12 protein-coding genes are annotated in these 17110 nt (G+C 74.6%); 7 read left to right on the top strand and 5 right to left on the bottom strand.

Annotation, left to right across the window (positions count from 1 at the left end):
- Nucleotides 1-81 precede the first annotated feature (81 nt).
- The 4 genes from ACILRH_RS17640 to ACILRH_RS17625 all read left to right on the top strand — a co-directional run bounded on the left by ACILRH_RS17640 (nucleotide 82) and on the right by ACILRH_RS17625 (nucleotide 6286).
- Nucleotides 82-1284, top strand: a complete 1203-nt coding sequence (locus ACILRH_RS17640; RefSeq protein ID WP_395695360.1) for a thiolase family protein — start codon at nucleotides 82-84, stop codon at nucleotides 1282-1284.
- On the top strand, nucleotides 1281-3365 hold the full coding sequence (locus ACILRH_RS17635) for a 3-hydroxyacyl-CoA dehydrogenase NAD-binding domain-containing protein (RefSeq protein ID WP_395695359.1): 2085 nt from the start codon (nucleotides 1281-1283) through the stop codon (nucleotides 3363-3365). Before ACILRH_RS17640 ends, ACILRH_RS17635 begins: the two co-directional genes overlap by 4 nt.
- Nucleotides 3366-3433: 68 nt before the next feature.
- Nucleotides 3434-4135: a peptidoglycan-binding protein gene (locus tag ACILRH_RS17630; RefSeq protein WP_395695358.1), complete on the top strand. Its 702-nt coding sequence runs from the start codon at nucleotides 3434-3436 to the stop codon at nucleotides 4133-4135.
- A gap of 72 nt (nucleotides 4136-4207) precedes the next feature.
- Nucleotides 4208-6286 (top strand): SpoIIE family protein phosphatase, encoded by a 2079-nt coding sequence (locus ACILRH_RS17625; RefSeq protein ID WP_395695357.1) that lies wholly within the window; start codon nucleotides 4208-4210, stop codon nucleotides 6284-6286.
- Nucleotides 6287-6292: 6 nt separating this feature from the next.
- Here the strand turns inward: ACILRH_RS17625 and ACILRH_RS17620 are convergent, their stop codons facing one another.
- From ACILRH_RS17620 to ACILRH_RS17610, 3 genes are read right to left on the bottom strand one after another with little or no spacing between them, the layout of a single operon-like run.
- Nucleotides 6293-7492: a hypothetical protein gene (locus tag ACILRH_RS17620; protein WP_395695356.1), complete on the bottom strand. Its 1200-nt coding sequence runs from the start codon at nucleotides 7490-7492 to the stop codon at nucleotides 6293-6295.
- Complete coding sequence (gene dxs, locus ACILRH_RS17615; protein ID WP_395695355.1) at nucleotides 7473-9377, bottom strand: 1-deoxy-D-xylulose-5-phosphate synthase; 1905 nt, start codon at nucleotides 9375-9377, stop codon at nucleotides 7473-7475. Before dxs ends, ACILRH_RS17620 begins: the two co-directional genes overlap by 20 nt.
- Before the next feature lie 19 nt (nucleotides 9378-9396).
- Nucleotides 9397-10335, bottom strand: coding sequence for an SMP-30/gluconolactonase/LRE family protein (locus tag ACILRH_RS17610; protein ID WP_395695354.1), 939 nt, complete (start codon nucleotides 10333-10335; stop codon nucleotides 9397-9399).
- A gap of 29 nt (nucleotides 10336-10364) precedes the next feature.
- Between ACILRH_RS17610 and ACILRH_RS17605 the strand changes: the two genes are divergently transcribed.
- Complete coding sequence (locus ACILRH_RS17605) at nucleotides 10365-11135, top strand: thioesterase family protein (RefSeq protein WP_395695353.1); 771 nt, start codon at nucleotides 10365-10367, stop codon at nucleotides 11133-11135.
- Nucleotides 11136-11145: 10 nt separating this feature from the next.
- Here the strand turns inward: ACILRH_RS17605 and ACILRH_RS17600 are convergent, their stop codons facing one another.
- Nucleotides 11146-11874 (bottom strand): TSUP family transporter, encoded by a 729-nt coding sequence (locus tag ACILRH_RS17600; protein WP_395695352.1) that lies wholly within the window; start codon nucleotides 11872-11874, stop codon nucleotides 11146-11148.
- Complete coding sequence (locus ACILRH_RS17595; protein WP_395695351.1) at nucleotides 11871-12299, bottom strand: NUDIX domain-containing protein; 429 nt, start codon at nucleotides 12297-12299, stop codon at nucleotides 11871-11873. The genes ACILRH_RS17600 and ACILRH_RS17595 overlap by 4 nt, the downstream gene beginning before the upstream one ends.
- Nucleotides 12300-12329: 30 nt before the next feature.
- Between ACILRH_RS17595 and ACILRH_RS17590 the strand changes: the two genes are divergently transcribed.
- Complete coding sequence (locus ACILRH_RS17590) at nucleotides 12330-13334, top strand: glycosyl hydrolase family 18 protein (protein WP_395695350.1); 1005 nt, start codon at nucleotides 12330-12332, stop codon at nucleotides 13332-13334.
- Between the two features lie 31 nt (nucleotides 13335-13365).
- Nucleotides 13366-16791, top strand: coding sequence for a BTAD domain-containing putative transcriptional regulator (locus ACILRH_RS17585; protein WP_395695349.1), 3426 nt, complete (start codon nucleotides 13366-13368; stop codon nucleotides 16789-16791).
- Nucleotides 16792-17110 lie beyond the last annotated feature (319 nt).

Genomic DNA, 17110 nt, shown 5'->3' with positions numbered 1-17110 from the left:
GGGACGTCACACCGGGCTCCCGCGACGCCGTAGTTACTGCAGGGTAACGTGGCGCCATCCCCGATCCCCAAGGAGACATCCGTGTCCCGTCAGCTGCGTGAGGTCGTCTTCGTCGACGGCGTGCGCACGCCGTTCGGCAAGGCCAAGGGCCAGTACGCCGAGACCCGTGCCGACGACCTCGTCATCAAGTGCATCCGCGAGCTGCTGCGCCGCAACCCGGAGCTGCCGCCCGACCGCGTCGACGAGGTCGCCGTGGCCGCCACGACCCAGATCGGCGACCAGGGCCTGACCATCGGTCGGACCGCCGCGCTGCTGGCCGGCCTGCCCCAGAGCGTCCCGGGCTACGCGATCGACCGGATGTGCGCGGGCGCGATGACCGCGGTCACGACCACGGCGTCCGGCATCGCCTTCGGCGCGTACGACGTCGCGATCGCCGGCGGCGTCGAGCACATGGGCCGCCACCCGATGGGCGAGGGCGTCGACCCGAACCCGCGGATCGTCTCCGAGCGGCTCGTCGACCCCGACGCGCTGGTGATGGGCAAGACCGCGGAGAACCTCCACGACCGCTACCCGACGATCACCAAGGAGCGCGTCGACGCCTACGCCGTGCGCTCCCAGCAGAAGACCGCGGCGGCCTACGAGGCCGGGCGGATCCAGCCCGACCTGGTGCCGGTCGCGACCCGCTCGGCCGAGGAGGGCTGGGGTCTGGCGGTCAGCGACGAGCCGATGCGCCCCGGCACCACCCTGGAGTCGCTGGCGACGCTGAAGACGCCGTTCCGTGCGCACGGCAAGGTGACCGCCGGCAACGCGGCGGGCATCAACGACGGAGCCACCGCGGCGCTGCTCGCCGACGAGGAGACCGCTCGCGAGCTCGGCCTGCCGGTGAAGATGCGGCTGGTGTCCTACGGCTTCGTCGGCGTCGAGCCCGAGGTGATGGGCGCCGGGCCGATCCCGGCGACCGAGCGGGCGCTGGAGCTGGCCGGGCTCACCATCGACGACATCGGCCTGTTCGAGGTCAACGAGGCGTTCGCGGTGCAGGTGCTCGCGTTCCTGGAGCACTACGGCATCGCCGACGACGACCCGCGGGTCAACCCCTTCGGGGGCGCGATCGCGATGGGCCACCCCCTCGCCTCCTCCGGGGTGCGGCTGATGACCCAGCTGGCCGCGTCGTTCGCCGAGCACCCCGAGGTGCGCTACGGCCTGACCACCATGTGCATCGGCATCGGCATGGGCGGCACGGTCATCTGGGAGAACCCGAACTGGACCGAGGGAGGCGCCCGATGAGCGACCTGACCGACCTGCTCGCCCGCGCCGAGGCGATCTCCTCCGACGCCGAGCGCGTGACGAGGGCACACCTGCGCAAGGTCGCCCTCCCGTCCGTCGAGGGCCACAGCGCCGGCGTGATGGGCCTGATCACCCTCGACAACGGCGAGGACCACACCAAGCCGAACACGTTCGGCCCGCGCTCGCTGCTCGAGCTGAACGCCGCGATCGACGCGGCACTCGCCGACGACGAGATCACCTCGATCGGCGTGACCGGCAAGCCGTTCATCCTCGCGGCCGGCGCCGACCTCACCTCGGTCGCGGGCGGTGGCCCCGACGCCGTGCGGGTCGTGGCCGAGCTCGGCCACGCGGTCTTCCGCAAGCTCGGCGAGCCGGGCGGGAAGACGTCGTTCGGGTTCATCAACGGCCTGGCCCTCGGCGGCGGCCTCGAGGTCGCGCTGCACTGCCACTACCGCACGGTGATGGACAGCGCGCCGGCGATCGGCCTGCCCGAGGTCATGCTCGGCCTGGTGCCCGGCTGGGGCGGCGCGTTCCTCGTGCCGAACCTCGTCGGGCCCGACGCCGCGGTGACGGTGCTGCTGGAGAACCCGCTCAACAACGGCAGGACGCTGGGCGGCGAGGCGGCCTACGAGATCGGGCTGGCAGACGCGGTCTTCTCGGGGGCCGACTTCCTCGAGGAGTCGCTGCGCTGGGCGGCCGCCGTGCTGTGCCGCGAGATCGTCGTGGACCGGCCCGCGGTCGACCGGGGGGCGACCTGGGACGCCGCGGTCGAGCGCGGGCGCGGCATCGTGCAGGCCCGCACCGGCGGGGCCAGCCCGGCCGCGCTGGCGGCGCTGCAGCTCGTCGACGCCGCCCGCGACCACGACCGCGACGCGGGCTTCGCCCGCGAGGACGACGCCCTCGAGGCCATGTCGCGCACGCCCGAGCTGCTCGCCTCGCTCTACGCCTTCGACCTGGTGCAGAAGCGGGCCAAGCGGCCCGCGGGCGCGCCGGACCGCTCCCTCGCCCGCCCGGTCACCAAGGTGGGCATCGTGGGCGCCGGCCTGATGGCCTCCCAGCTCGCGCTGCTCTTCGTGCGCCGCCTCGAGGTGCCGGTCGTGCTGACCGACCTCGACCAGGAGCGCGCGGACAAGGGCGTGGCCTACGTGCACGCCGAGATCGACAAGCTGCTCGCCAAGGGCCGGATCGGCCCCGACAAGGCCAACCGCCACAAGGGCCTGGTCACCGGCACGACCGACAAGGCGACCCACTTCGCGGACGCCGACTTCGTCATCGAGGCCGTCTTCGAGGAGATGAAGATCAAGAAGTCGGTCTTCGCCGACGTCGAGGCGGTCGTCTCGCCCGAGTGCGTGCTCGCCACGAACACCTCGTCGCTCTCGATCACCGAGATGGCGGCCGACCTCGAGCACCCCGAGCGGGTCGTCGGCTTCCACTTCTTCAACCCGGTCGCCGTGATGCCGCTGCTGGAGATCGTCAAGGGCGAGCAGACCGACGACGCCACCCTCGCGACCGCGTTCGCCACCGGCAAGGCGCTGAAGAAGACGACGATCCTGGTCCAGGACAGCCCGTCGTTCATCGTCAACCGGCTGCTCGGGCGATTCATGGGCGAGGTCGGCCGGATCGTCGACGAGGGGACCCCGGTCCCCGTGGTCGACGGTGCGTTCGCGGGCGTGGCCCCGATGCCGCCGTTCGTCCTGCTGTCGCTGGTCGGCCCGGCGATCGCGCTGCACAACAACGAGACGCTGCACGCGGCGTACCCGGACCGCTTCTACGTCTCCCCCGCGCTCGAGCGCGTGGTGGCGGCGCGGAAGGCGTCGTACTACGGCCCGGACGGGTCGATCGACCCCGAGGTCGAGGCGATGCTCGAGACCCCGGCCGCTCCGGTCGTGCTCGACGCCGCCGAGGTGCGGACCCGGGTCCTCACCGCGCTCGCCGACGAGGCGCGCCGGATGCTGGACGAGGGCGTCGTCGCCGCGGCCGAGGACCTCGACCTGGCGATGATCACCGGCGCCGGGTTCGCGTTCTGGAACGGCGGGCTGACGATGCTGCTGGAGCGGGAGGGCCTCGGCTCGTTCCACTGACCACGCTCGCGGGGCCCCGTCAGCAGGCCCGGTCAGCGGGCAACCGACCGGGTGATTGACTGACCGTCATGAGGCGTCTGCTCACCGCGGCCCTGGTCAGCCTCGGGCTGCTCACCGGGGCACTCGCCACCGGGTCCTCCGCCGTGGCGGCGGAGGACTGGGTGGTGACCGCCCAGCGCGCGCTGAACGCCTTGCACTGCGACGCGGGGCCGGCCGACGGCCGCATCGGTCCGCACACGCGGTCCGCCGTGCTGCGGTTCCAGTCCCGGGTCGGGATCACCCGGACGGGGCGCCTCGACGAGACCACCCGGCAGCGCCTGCGGGCCGACGACGCGCCCCGGTGCGACGCCCGGCCGGTGCCCGCCCGGTCCGGCAGCGGCCGGCGCATCGTCGTGTCGCAGCAGCAGGACTGGGTGTGGCTGGTCGGGCCGCGCGGCCAGGTGCTGGCCCAGGGCGGCATGGTCGACAACCCGTCGGTCCTGCGGCCGGGGTCCTACGCCACCGGCTCCTACTGCGGGCGCGCCGCCCGGATCAAGCGCAACCAGTCCACCAGCGGCGACGTGTGGCTCGACGACTTCGTGCGGTTCGCGCCCTGCGGCATCGGGTTCCACCGGATCCCCCGCTCGAAGGCCACCGGCCGGCAGATCCACGCCGACTGGGTCCTGGGCACCGACCTGGCCGTCTCCCACGGGTGCGTCCGGCTGAGCCGGGCGCTCGCGCACCGGGTGTGGACGTTCACGACGCACCGGACCCCGGTCCGGGTGGTCTGAGCTGTCCACAGGTCCGGTGGGAGCCTCGGGATTGCGCCACGGCCGGTGCCCGGCGCGTGCGAGCATGCGCCCATGACGGACGACTCGGCGGCGTTCCTGGCCGACCTCATGGTCGCCGCCGTGGTCGCCGACGCCGACGGCGTGGTCCGCTACGCCAACGCCGAGGCGCGACGCCTCTTCGGCGACGACCCGCGCCTGGTCGGCGAGCCGCTGCGCGACCGGCTCTTCAGCGGGCCCGACCGAGGGGCCGCCGACGAGGTGGCCGCGCGGGTGCTGGCCGGCCACCGGTGGTCCGGCGAGCTGAGCCTGGTCTGCTCCGACGGGCACGCCCGCGAGCTGGTCACGTCCTGGTCACCGGGCGGGGACCGCGGCCTCGTGCTCCTCGCCGAGGACACCCGGCACGCCCGGATCCTCACCCGCCGCCTCGACCGGCTCACGCGGGTCAGCACCGACCTGCTCGCCGCCCAGACCGTGGGCGACGTGGCCACCGTCGTCACCGAGCAGATGACCGACGCGGCGGGCGCGACGGTCGGGTCGATCTCCCTGGTCGTCGACGACGACACGCTCGCGCTCGTGGGCATCCGGGGCGGGCAGCCGGGCGTCGCGAGCCGGTGGGCGACGTACTCGCGGCACCACGGCACGCCGGCCGCCGACGCGCTGCGCGCGCGCCGGCCCCTCGTGCTGGTCGGGCGCGACGAGATCGCCGCCCGCTACCCCGACCTCGAGCGGGCCGCCGAGGGCGAGCGGTCGCTCGCGGCCCTGCCGCTCGCCGTCGGCGACCGCCCGCTCGGCGTGGTGGGCCTGTCGTTCCCAGGGCGCCGGCGCTTCGACGCGCCCGAGCTGCTCTTCCTCACCCTGCTGGCCGACATGGCCGCCCACGCCATCGACCGGATCCAGGCCCAGGAGGCCGCCGCCGACCGCGAGTCCAAGCTGACGTTCCTCGCCGAGGTGAGCGTCGGGCTGTCCGGGCAGCTGGACTACGAGACCACGCTCGCGGCAGTCGCCGAGGCCGCGGTCCCGTGGTTCGCGGACTGGTGCGCGATCGCGCTGGCCGACGACGACCGGCTGCGCACCATCGCCGTCGCGCACTCCGACCCGGCCGTCGCGCCGCTCGTCGAGGAGGTGCAGCACCGCTACCCGCCCGCGCCGGACGCCATGGCCGGGCCCTACGAGGTGCTGCGCACCGGGGAGTCCGTGCTCATCCCGGAGATCACCGACGACATGCTCGCCTTCCGTGCGTACGACGACGAGCACCTGCGCCTGCTCACCGAGCTGGCCCCGCGCAGCATGCTGATCTGCCCGCTCGCCGTCGGCGAGCACGTCCTCGGCGCGATCATGTGGGTGGCGGGTGAGGGCAGCCGCCGGTTCGACGACGACGACCGCTCCTTCGGCGAGGACCTCGCGCGCCGCGCCGCCGTCGCCATCGACAACGCCCAGCTGCACTCGGAGGTGCGCGACGTGGCGCTCCAGCTGCAGCACGCCGTGCTGCCGGACCGGCTGCCGGAGCTCGCCGGCTGGGAGACCGCGGTGGTCTACCAGCCGTCGGGCCGCACCGACGCCGGCGGGGACTTCTACGACGTGGTGGACCTGCGCGACGGCCGGGTCGCGCTCTTCGTCGGCGACGTGATGGGACGCGGCGTCAACGCGGCGTCGGTGATGGCCCAGATGCGGTCCGCGATCCGCACCCTGATCGCCCTGGACCCCGACCCGACCGCGGTGCTCTCGGGGCTCGACCTGGTCTTCGAGCGGCTGGGCCTCGAGCACCTGGTCACGACCGTCTACGCGGTCGCCGACCCCGGCGCCGGCACCCTCGCGGTCGTCAGCGCCGGCCATCCGGCGCCGCTGGTGCTCCGCGCCGACGGGGCCGTCGAGGTGGTCGAGCACGAGCAGACACTGCTGCTCGGCGCCGGCGGCGGCACTCGCAGCGTCACCGTGCTCCCCTTCGGCCCGGGCGACATCGCGCTGATGTTCACCGACGGCCTGGTCGAGCGGCGGGGCGAGGACGTCGACACTGGGACCGGGCGGCTGGTCGCCGCGTCCGAGCGTCTCGAGCGCGAGCCCCTGCCGCGGTTCGTCGCCGCCCTGGTCGACGAGGTGCGTGACCCCACCCGCGACGACGACGTCGCCGCCCTGGCGCTGCGGCGGCGCTGACCGACGTCAGCCGGCGCCCGGTGCGTAGCGCGCCAGGATCAGGCGGTCGGCCTCCTGGGCGAGCCGCTCGGTGGTGGTGCCGAGCAGGTCGCGCAGCACGACGTCGGGGTCCGCACCGGGCTGCGCCATCGCGTCCAGCAGCTGCCACGGCTCATCCGGGCCGTAGGTGTCGGCGAGCACCTCGACCGCGAACCAGGCCAGGCCGTAGTGGGCCTCGGAGTCCGCGTCGTTGAACGTCGCGTCGTCGGGCAGGTCGTCGTCGCCCGCCTCGGCCGCCGCGACGGCGGCCTCGGGGATCCGGCGCTGCTGCGGCGCGAGAGGCGCGACCGACACCCACTCGGCGATCCCCTCGGCGAGCCACACGGGGACGTCGTCGTCGCGGGTCCCGAGGGCGACGTGGGTCAGCTCGTGCCGCACCAGCCGGTCCCGCTCGGCGCCGGCGACCTCCAGCATCCGGGGGTTCAGCGCGAAGCGGGTGGAGCGGCCGACCGGGAAGGCCACGGCGTCGAGGTCCTCCGGGTCGTCGCCGGGGACGTCGTGCAGGCCGTCGACGAACGTCGGGTCGGCGAGCGCGTAGAGGACGACCGAGCGGTCCCAGTCGTAGGGCACCTGCGCCGAGACGCTCGCGATGCCGCTCTCCACCGACCGCAGCAGGTCCGGTGCCTGGGCCACGCTGCCGGCGTCGAAGACGCCGAGCACGCCCGCTCCCTGGCGGACCTCGACCGGCCCGAGGTCCCACGGCTGGGGGTCGGTCAGCCGGGCACCGGTGAGGAGCAGGCGGCCCGGGTCCCCCGGGGCAGCACGGAAGCGGAACCGGCCCGGCGTCACGACCGGGCGGTCGTCGTACCCCTCCAGGCGCAGGACCAGCTCGGCGGTCACGGTGTAGCGGTCGCCGTCGCGCTGCAGGGTGCCGGGCTCGACGCGGTACCCCAGGTGGCCGAGCGGCAGCTGGGTCAGGTTGTCGAACCAGGTGCGCTCCCGCTCGCGGAGGGCGGGTCGCCGGGCCAGGAGCTGCTCGAAGCCGTGCAGGTCACCGGCGCGTACGGCGTGGGCGCGGGCGTCGAGGGCGTTGGAGACGGACCGCGCCAGGTCGGTGGGCGGGGCGGTGGCGTGCTCCGCCCCGTCGGGACCGGAGCAGCCGACGAGGCCCGCGAGCAGCAGGGCTGCCGCGAGGAGGAGAGCCCCGCTACGTGGTCTGCTCGACATCGATCGGAGAACGACCGTCGGCCAGCGAGGTCATGTCCTCCACGATGCCGAGGGCGAGTGCCTGGGGGGTCAGGCCGATCCGCTCGAGGATCGCGTCGCGCTTGGCGTGGCCCAGGAACTCCTGCGGGATGCCGTGCAGGCGGAACGGCGTGTGCACCCCTGCGGCGTTGAGGGTCTGCAGCAGCACGGCGCCGCAGCCGCCGGTCTCTCCGTTGTCCTCGATGCTGACCACGAGGCGGTGCTCGCGCGCCAGCGACACCACGGCCGGGTCGACCGGCTTGACCCACCGCGGGTCGACGACGGTCACGCCGATGCCCTGGGCGACCAGGCGGGCGGCGACGTCGACCGCGGTCGTGGCCATCGAGCCGACCGCCACGACGAGCACGTCCTTGGTGCCGTTGCGGACCAGGACGTCCACGCCGCCGACCCGGTCGACCGCATCGACGTCGGCGGGCGGCGGTCCCTTCGGGAAGCGGACGACGGTGGGGGCGTCGTCGACCTCGACCGCCTCGTTCACGAGCTCGTGGAGGCGGGTGGCGTCGCGCGGTGCGGCGAGCCGCAGGCCCGGGACCACCTGCAGGATCGACATGTCCCACATGCCGTTGTGGCTGGCCCCGTCGTCACCGGTCACGCCGGACCGGTCGAGCACGAACGTCACGCCGAGCCGGTGCAGCGCGACGTCCATCAGCACCTGGTCGAAGGCCCGGTTGAGGAACGTCGCGTAGACCGCGAAGACCGGGTGCAGGCCGCCGAGCGCCAGACCCGCCGCCGAGGTGGTCGCATGCTGCTCGGCGATGCCGACGTCGAAGGTGCGCTCGGGGAACCGCGCCTGGAACGCGTCGAGACCGACCGGGTGCATCATTGCCGCGGTGATCGCGACCACGTCGGGGCGCCGCTGTCCGATCTCGACCATCGTGTCGGAGAAGTGGTCGGTCCAGATCCGGCCCTTGGGCTTCTCGGCACCGGTCTGGACGTCGAACGGCCCGGGACCGTGGAACTGGTCGGCCTCGTGCCGCTCGGCCGGGTCGTAGCCGTAGCCCTTGCGGGTGATCGCGTGCACGATGACCGGACCGTCGAATCGCTTGGCCTGCGCGAGCATCTGCTCCAGCGCGGCGCGGTCGTGCCCGTCGACGGGGCCGACGTACTTCAGGCCGAGGTCCTCGAAGAGCCCCTGGGGCGCCAGCGCGTCCTTGACGCCCTTCTTCATCGCGTGGAGGGCGTCGTAGGTCGCCGGCCCGACGCCGGGGACGGCGTTGAGCCGGCGCTTGACCAGGTCGAGGACGTGCTCATAGCGCGGGTTGGTGCGCAGCCGGGTGAGCGCGTTCGCCAGCCCGCCGATGGTCGGGGTGTAGGAGCGCCCGTTGTCGTTGACGACGATGACCAGCTTGCTGCGGTCGGCCACCGCGATGTTGTTCAGCGCCTCCCAGGCCATGCCGCCGGTGAGCGCTCCGTCCCCGATGACGGCGACGACGTGGCGGTCCTCGCCGCGGATCGTGTAGGCCTTGGCCAGGCCGTCGGCATAGCTCAGCGCGGTCGACGCGTGGGAGTTCTCGACGATGTCGTGGTCGGACTCGGCCTGGCTCGGGTAGCCGCTGACCCCGCCCTCCTGGCGCAGCTTCTCGAAGCCCGCCTTGCGGCCGGTCAGCAGCTTGTGCACGTAGGCCTGGTGACCGGTGTCGAAGACGATCCGGTCGCGCGGGGAGTCGAACACCCGGTGCAGCGCCATGGTCAGCTCGACCACGCCCAGGTTGGGGCCGATGTGACCCCCGGTCCGCGCACAGGTCGCGATCAGGAAGTCGCGGATCTCGCTGGCGAGCTCGTCCAGCTGGGCGTCGCTGAGGTCGCGCAGGTCACGCGGCGACGTGATCGAGTCGAGGAGGCCCATAGCGACCGATTCTACGTTCTCAGAGCGAGACGACCGCGATCGCCGGCTCGTGCAGGCTCCCGAACCACACCCGCCCGTCGTGCTCCCGGACCCCGGTGACCATGTGGTACGACCCGCCCGGCCCATCGCTGGGGAGGTCGATGTCGTGCACCAGCGCGCCGGCGTCGTCGTACGCCTGGGCGCGCACGGTGCGCTTCGGCTTCGGCTGGAGCCGCTCCGGGATCTTCGTGACCGCCCGGCGGACCGGCAGCGGCGCCCGCTGCAGCCGCTCGACCACGGGGTCCTTCGGGCTCGCGATCGAGACCCAGATGAGCCCGTCGCTCCCCCGGGCGATGTTGTCCGGGTAGCCGGGCAGGTCGCCGACCAGCAGGTCGCGGGTGCCCGCCTTCGGCCCGGTCAGCCACCACCGCACGACGGTGCGCGCGCCGGTCTCGGCGACCGCGACGTACGACTCGTCGGCGGCCAGCGCGACGCCGTTGGCGAAGGCCAGCCCGTCGATGACGACCTCGGTCGACCCGTCGGTGCCCATCCGCGCCAGCCGCCCGGTGCGGGTGTCCTGGACGAAGTCGTCCTTCCACTGCTCGATCCCGTACTTCGTCGAGGAGTCGCTGAACCAGACCGTGCCGTCGGCCGCGACCGCGGCGTTGTTGCAGAAGGCCATCGGCGCCCCGTCCAGCCGGTCGGTCACCGGCTCGACGCCGCCCGTGCGCGGGTCGACGCGCAGGACGCCCCGGTGGGCGTCGCAGACCAGCAGCCTGCCGTCGGCGTCGATCTCGATCCCGAGCGGGCGACCGCCGGTGTGGGCGACCCGGTCGATGCGCCGGCCGTCGTGGCCGACCCGGAAGATGCTGCCGTCCTCGGTGCCGGTGAACACCGCACCCTCGTCGGGGCCGGGGCCGCCGACCACCACGTCCTCCGCGCCGGGGCCGGGGACGGGGTGCACCGTGAGCGTCGTCATGAGGCCATCGTGACAGCATCGGTGGGGCCATGGCCTACTTCGAACCGACCGGCGACCACACCTTCCGCGCCACCGAGCACACCGGCGGCGCCTGGGACACCGGCACCCAGCACATCGCCCCCGCCCTCGGCCTGCTCGTGCACGCCGTCGAGGCGGACCGGGACGCTCGCCGCGAGGACGGTCTCGTGGTCAGCCGGCTCTCCTACGACATCCTCGGCACGGTCCCGGTGGCCGAGGTGGACGTCGCGGTCGAGGTGCTGCGAGCGGGACGCACCATCGAGCTCGTGCAGGCGACCCTCGCGCACGGCGGTCGGGCGGTCGTGCTGCTGCGGGCGTGGCTGCTGCAGCCGCGTGACACCGCCCCGCTGCAGGGCAGCGCTCTCGAGCCGGTCGCCGGACCGGACGAGCACGAGCCGTGGGACCCGACGACGGTGTGGCCGGGCGGGTTCATCGCCTCGGTCGAGGTGCGCCGGCGCCCGATCGCGCCGGGCCGGGCGTCGTTCTGGGTGCGTACGCCGGTCCCGCTGGTCGCCGGCCGGGACGTCAGCCGCACCGCGGCGACCGCCGGGCTCCTCGACATCGCCAACGGCATGACGGTGCGGGCGGACCCGAGGGCCGTGGCCTTCCCCAACGTCGACCTGACCGCGCACCTCGTCGCCGAGCCGCAGGGCGAGTGGGTCGGGTTCGACACCTCGGTCACCTTCGGCGCCACCGGGACCGGGCTGACCTCCAGCGTGCTCCACGACCGGACCGGGCCGATCGGCACCAGCAGCCAGAGCCTCACGGTGCGCCCCGGCTGAGCGCTCGACGTCACGCCAGGGAGCGCACCACCAGCACCAGCGCCGAGGCCGCGGAGACGACCAGCACCGCCGTCCGGACCCGGTGGGTCGGCAGCACCCGCCGCAGCGGCACGCCGAGGACGACGCCGAGGACGACGGCGGGCAGCAGGAGCGCACCGACGGCGACCTGGTGCCGGGTCAGGTGACCACCCAGCGTCAGCCCGACCAGGCTGATGCCGGCGCCGACCAGGAAGTACACCGCCATCGTCGTCCGGATCTGGCGCGGCGGGCGGTGCTGGTAGAGCAGGGCGAACGGCGGCCCACCGATCGACGTCGCCGTGCCCGTCACCCCGCCCACGAACCCGGCCACGCCGAGCGTGCCGCGGTTGACCGGCACCTCGACGGCGCGCCAGGTGAGCGCCACGGCGACCAGCACCATCAGTCCGATCAGGACGCCGAGCTGGTCGGTGGTGAACGCCCCCACCACCCAGACCCCGGCGAAGGTCCCGAGCACCCGGGTCGGCAGCGACCAGTTCAGGCCGTGCCAGTCGATGTCGCGGCGCTCCTCGGCCAGCGTGATCACGGGCAGCACGAACGCCAGGCAGATGAGCACACCGGGCATCAGCTGCGGGGCGAGCAGCGTGATCACCGGCGCCGCGACCAGGCCGATGCCCAGGCCGACCACCGCCTGGACCGTGGAGCCGAGCAGCACCGCCAGGAAGACGAGCGCGAAGACGCCCGGCGCGAGCCCACCGGTCACGCCAGCAGCTCCCGGTACTCCTCGGAGCCCAGGAACGCCGGGACGACCACGGTGGCCGACGCCGTCAGGTCGAGGCTGCGCGCCCGCCCCGGCTCGACGAACACGATCTGGCGCCCCTCAGCGGCGCGGACGTCCGTGTCGGCGAGGTCGGTGCCGGCGTACCAGACCTGCGCGGTGTCGAGAGTCCCGTAGGCCTCGTGGAACACCTCGATCTCGCGGAACAGCCGCAGCGTGCCCGGCGCCAGCTCGACACCGGTCTCCTCGGCCAGCTCCCGGTAGGCCGCGGACTCGTAGCCCTCGTCGGCCTCGACGTGCCCACCGACCAGGCCCCACTTCTCGGGGTCGATCACCGGGTGCTCGTCGCGCTCCTGGAGCAGCAGCCACCCGCGCCGGTCCACGAGCAGGACGGAGGCGAACCGGTGCATGCCGGTCACGCTAGCGGGCAGAGTGGACGCATGCGTCTCGCGGCCCTCGCCCTGGCAGCCGTCCTCGCCGTGCCCGTCCCGGCAGCCGCCCGGGCGGTGGACCGGGCGCCGCAGCGCGTGCCGGACGGGCTGGAGGTGACCGGCTGGGTGCTCGAGTCCTCCCCGCCCGCGGTGGTCGACCGGAACGCGGCGGGTCTCACCACGGTCAGCGTCGCCGGGGTGACCCTCCGCCGCGACGGCGGCTCGGTCAGCACCCCCGGCGCGGGTGCCCGCCGGCTGCTCGCGACGGCCCACCGCGACGGGCTGCGGGCCGAGCTGCTGGTCAGCAACTACAGCGACGCGCTCGGCGACTTCGACCCCGCCCGCAACCACGCGCTGCTCTCGAGCCCGCAGCGGATCGCCCGGGTCGCCGCCCGGTTGGCGTCGTCGGTGCGGACCGAGGGCTGGGACGGGGTGAACATCGACCTCGAGCGGGTCCGGGCCGCCGACGGACCCGGCCTGGTCGACCTCGCGGCGGCGCTGCAGGAGCGGATGCCCGCGGCGCGCACCGTCTCGGTCGACGTCAGCGCCGCGACCTCGCTGCGCGGCTACCGCCAGGGCGGCTACCGGCTCGGTGCGCTGGCCGACGCGGTCGACGTCGTCGACCTGATGACCTACGACCAGCACGGGCCCGGGTGGTCCGGGCCCGGCCCGATCGGGGCCCTCGGGTGGCAGCGCGACGCGCTCGCCGCGCTCCTCTCCGTGGTGCCGGCCGACCAGGTCCAGCTCGGCGTGGCCGGCTACGGCTACAGCTGGCCGCGGCACGGCACCGGCCGGGACCTCACCGTCCGCCAGGCCCGCGCCCTGGTGCAGCGCGACGGGGCGATCGCCCGCTGGAGGCCGGGGGTCGGCGAGTGGACCGCCCGCCTGTCCGACGGCACCGTCCTGTGGTGGTCGGACCGGCGCTCCTACGACCTGCGGGTCACCCTCGCGCGCCGGGCGGGCGTGGCCGGCCTGGCCGTGTGGCGGCTCGGCTCGGCGGACCCGCTTCGCTGACAGCGGCGCCCGGCGTCCCTATCCTTCCCGCATGCGGATCGGTGTCCTCGGGACGACCGTGGCCACGGACCCCTCCGGGCCGGTCAACCTCGGCGGACTCAAGCAGCGCGCCCTGCTCGCGGCGCTCGCCCTCCACCGGGGGCGGGCCGTCGCTGCCGACACGCTCGCCGACATCGTGTGGAACGGCCGCCCGCCGCCGGGCGTCTCCGGGACCCTCCAGAGCTACGTGGCGGGCCTGCGCCGGGCGCTCGAGCCCGACCGGACCGGGCGCGGCGGCGGCACGCTGCTGGTGACCGAGCAGCCCGGCTACGCCCTCCGGGTGCCGGACGACGACCTGGACTCCACCGCGTTCGAGGCGGCGGTCTCCGCCGCCCACACCACGGTCGCCCCGCTCGCCGAGGCACTGTGCCACGCGCGTCCGCTGCCGGCCGGCTCCGGCGACGCGGCGACCCTCGACCCGATCCACCGCGACCTCGGCGAGGCGTTGGTGCTGTGGCGCGGGTCGGCGTACGCCGACCTCGGCGACGTCCCGGCCGCGGACGCCGAGCGCGCCCGGCTGGAGGAGCTGCGCCTGCTGGCAGCGGAGGACCGGGCGGCCCTCGGGATCCTGCTGGGTCTGCACGCGACCGTGGCGGCCGAGCTGGACGCGTTGACCAGGCAGCACCCGCTCCGCGAGCGCGCCTGGGCCCTGCGGGCGCTCGCGCTCGCCGGCTCCGGGCGACAGGCCGACGCGCTGGCGGTGTTGCGGCAGGTCCGCGACGTGCTGGACGAGGAGCTCGGGCTCGAGCCCGGCGCCGAGATCCGCGCGGTCCAGGGCGCGGTGCTGCGCCAGGAGGCCCCGACGGTGGCCCCGACCGTCGCCCCGACGGTGACGCCCGGGGCGACCGCACCGGCGGCGTCCGCGGCGCCACCGGCGTCCACCCAGGAGCCCGGCGCGCTCCCGTTCCCGACCCTGTGGGGCTGGTCCCTGGCGGGCCGGGACGAGGAGCTGGCGGCCGTCACCGCGCTCGTCGACGACGTCGTCGCAGGAGCCCAGGTCGGCCCGGCGTTCGTCGCACTCACCGGCGAACCCGGCATCGGCAAGAGCCGCCTGGCGATCGAGGCGGCGACGTACGCCTCCGAGCACGGCGTCACGATCGCGTGGGGGCGCTGCTCCCAGGACGACGGCGCGCCGGCGCTGTGGCCTTGGGCGACCGTGCTGGAGCGGCTCGGGTCGGAGCTGCCGAGCGGTGGTGGACAGGAGAGCAGCGACGGCAGCGGAGCCGCGTTCCGGGCCTGGGAGGCCGTGGTCGACCGGGTCCTCGACGCGGCGACGGCGGGGCCGCTGATGCTGGTCATCGACGACCTGCACTGGGCCGACACCTCCAGCCTGCGCGTGCTGAGGCTGCTCACCGAGGCGGCGGTCGCGGACGGGCCGGTGCCGCGGCTGCTCGTGCTCACGACCTGGCGCGAGCACCCGCCGCCCGCGGGCGCGCTGGCCGAGGTCGCCGAGGCGCTGGCGCGCAAGCACGCCCTGCGGCTGCAGCTGCGCGGCATCTCGGCCGACGCGACCGCCCAGGTCTTCCGGCAGATCTCGGAGGCGGAGCCCAGCGAGGGCGACGTGGCGGCGCTGCGGCGACGCACCGAGGGCAACCCCTTCTTCCTGGTGGAGTACGCGCGGCTCGCGCGCGACCGCGGTGACCTGGGCGAGCTGATGGCCGAGCCCCAGCCGCCGGCGGCGGTCCACGAGGTGCTCTCGCGGCGACTCGCCCAGCTCGAGGGCGACACCCGCGACCTGCTGCACGCAGCGAGCGTCCTGGGGCGCATCTTCGAGTTGGGCACGCTCACCGACACGGTCGGCAGCGACGAGGACCGGGTGCTGGACCTGCTGGACCCGGCGCTCGCGGCCGGGTTGGTCGACGAGGACGGGGTGGACCGGTTCCGGTTCACCCACGCGCTGGTGCGCGACACGGTCCTGGCCGGGCTGCCGGCCTCGCGCCGCGCCCGGGTGCACGCGCGCGCGGCGGCAGCGCTGGCCGGGCGGCGCGGGCACGAGGCGGAGATCGCCCGCCACTGGCTCGCGGCCGGGCCCCGGCATGCGGGCGACGCGTGGCGCGCGGCGCGGGCGGCCGCCCGGGCCGCGACCGAGGTGTTCGCCTACGTCGAGGCGCTGGAGATGCTCGAGCACGCGCTGCGCGCCCAGGACGAGGACCAGGCGTCCGACGACTACGCCCGCTTCGAGCTGCTCACCGACCTCGCCGACGTGCTCCGTCGGGCGGGGCGCTGGATCGAGCTGCGCGGCGTCATGCACGAGGCGGTCGAGGTCGCCGACGACCTCGGCGACGTCGAGCTGCTGGCCGTGGCCGCGGTGATGACGAGCACCGGCGCGCTGTGGCAGTCGGCGGCGCACGCCGAGGTCGACGAGTTCGTCGTCGACGCGCTGCGGCGGGCCCTGGATCGGCTGCCGTCCGGCGACGACCCGGCGCGGTGCCGGGTGCTGCTCGCCCTGGCCGGGGAGATCTACTACGGCTCGACGCCCGCAGAGCGCGAGGCGCTGGCCGCCGAGGCGGTCGCGATGGCGCGTCGCCTCGAAGATCCCGCGCTGACCCTGGACGCGTGCCTCTACTCCGCGATCGCGGTCTGGCGGGGCGGCACGGCCGCCCTGCGGCTGGAGCTGACGACGGAGGCGGTCGCGCTGGCGCGGGAGCTCGGGGACGGGGTCAGTCTCGCCGCCTCGCTCACGATGCGGGCGGTCGCCGCCGGGGAGCTGGGCGAGATCGCCGTGCTGGAGGACTCCCTGGCCCTGGCCCGTGCCGAGGCCGACCGGGTGCGGCACATCTACGCCCAGCTCGTCCTGGACTCGCTCGAGGTGTCCTGGGCGTCGATGCGCGGCCGGTTCGACGACGTCTCGAAGATCATCGACCACATGCAGTCCATCGGGGCGGCCGTCTCCATCACCGGGTACGACGAGGCCGTCGCCGGCGCGATCCTCATGCAGCTGCTGTGGCAGGGGCGCGACGAGGAGCTGTCTGCCGGGATGGTCGCGATGGAGCCCACCACCTTCCTGCCCATCTCCACCTCGGTCGCGACCGGACTGTGCCGGGCCGGCCACCTCGACCGGGCCCGGGCGTACGTCGACAGCCACCGCGACGGGATCGCGGCCGGGATGGACGGCAACACGTGGTACTCGCCCATGGCCTGGAGCATGGGCGCCGAGGCCGCCTGTCACCTCGGCGAGCGGGAGCTGGCCGCGACGGCGTACGAGAAGCTGGCCGACCTCGCCGGCCGCCCCGCCTGCGCCGGCTCCGGCGCCGCGGTCGGCCCGGTCGACATGTTCCTGGCGATGGCCGCCCACGCCACCGGCGAGGAGGACCTCGCGACCAAGCACGCCGACCGCGCCCTCGAGCTGTGCGCCGAGTGGCAGGTCCCGCTGGCGGCCGACTGGGTGCGCCGGGAGCGGGAGAGGTTCGGCTTCTGAGCCGTCGACGTGACCGGCCTGCCGGTGGCCGCGCTGGTCGTGCCAGCGCCATCCCCCGAGAACCGGGTCAGCGAGCTGGTGTTGGCGCACCTTGACCGGCAGGGTGTCACCGAGCGGCTCGAGGTTGTCCTGGTGGACCGGCGGAGCCACCGCCGCATCGCACGGATCGCGGGTCCGTGCGCAGGCCTGCTCGGCGCGGACCGGTGTCGAGTCGAGTGCCTGAGACCTGCCTCCAGGTAGGTGTGGGGCACACGATCCGTCTGAACCAGCGACCGACCCGCGGCATGAGCGCGCACTCCTCGGCCCGGTCGCGTGCATG

The sequence above is a fragment of the Nocardioides sp. genome, assembly GCF_044226765.1.
GTDB lineage: Bacteria > Actinomycetota > Actinomycetes > Propionibacteriales > Nocardioidaceae > Nocardioides.
This window is presented reverse-complemented; position numbering and strand designations above follow the sequence as displayed.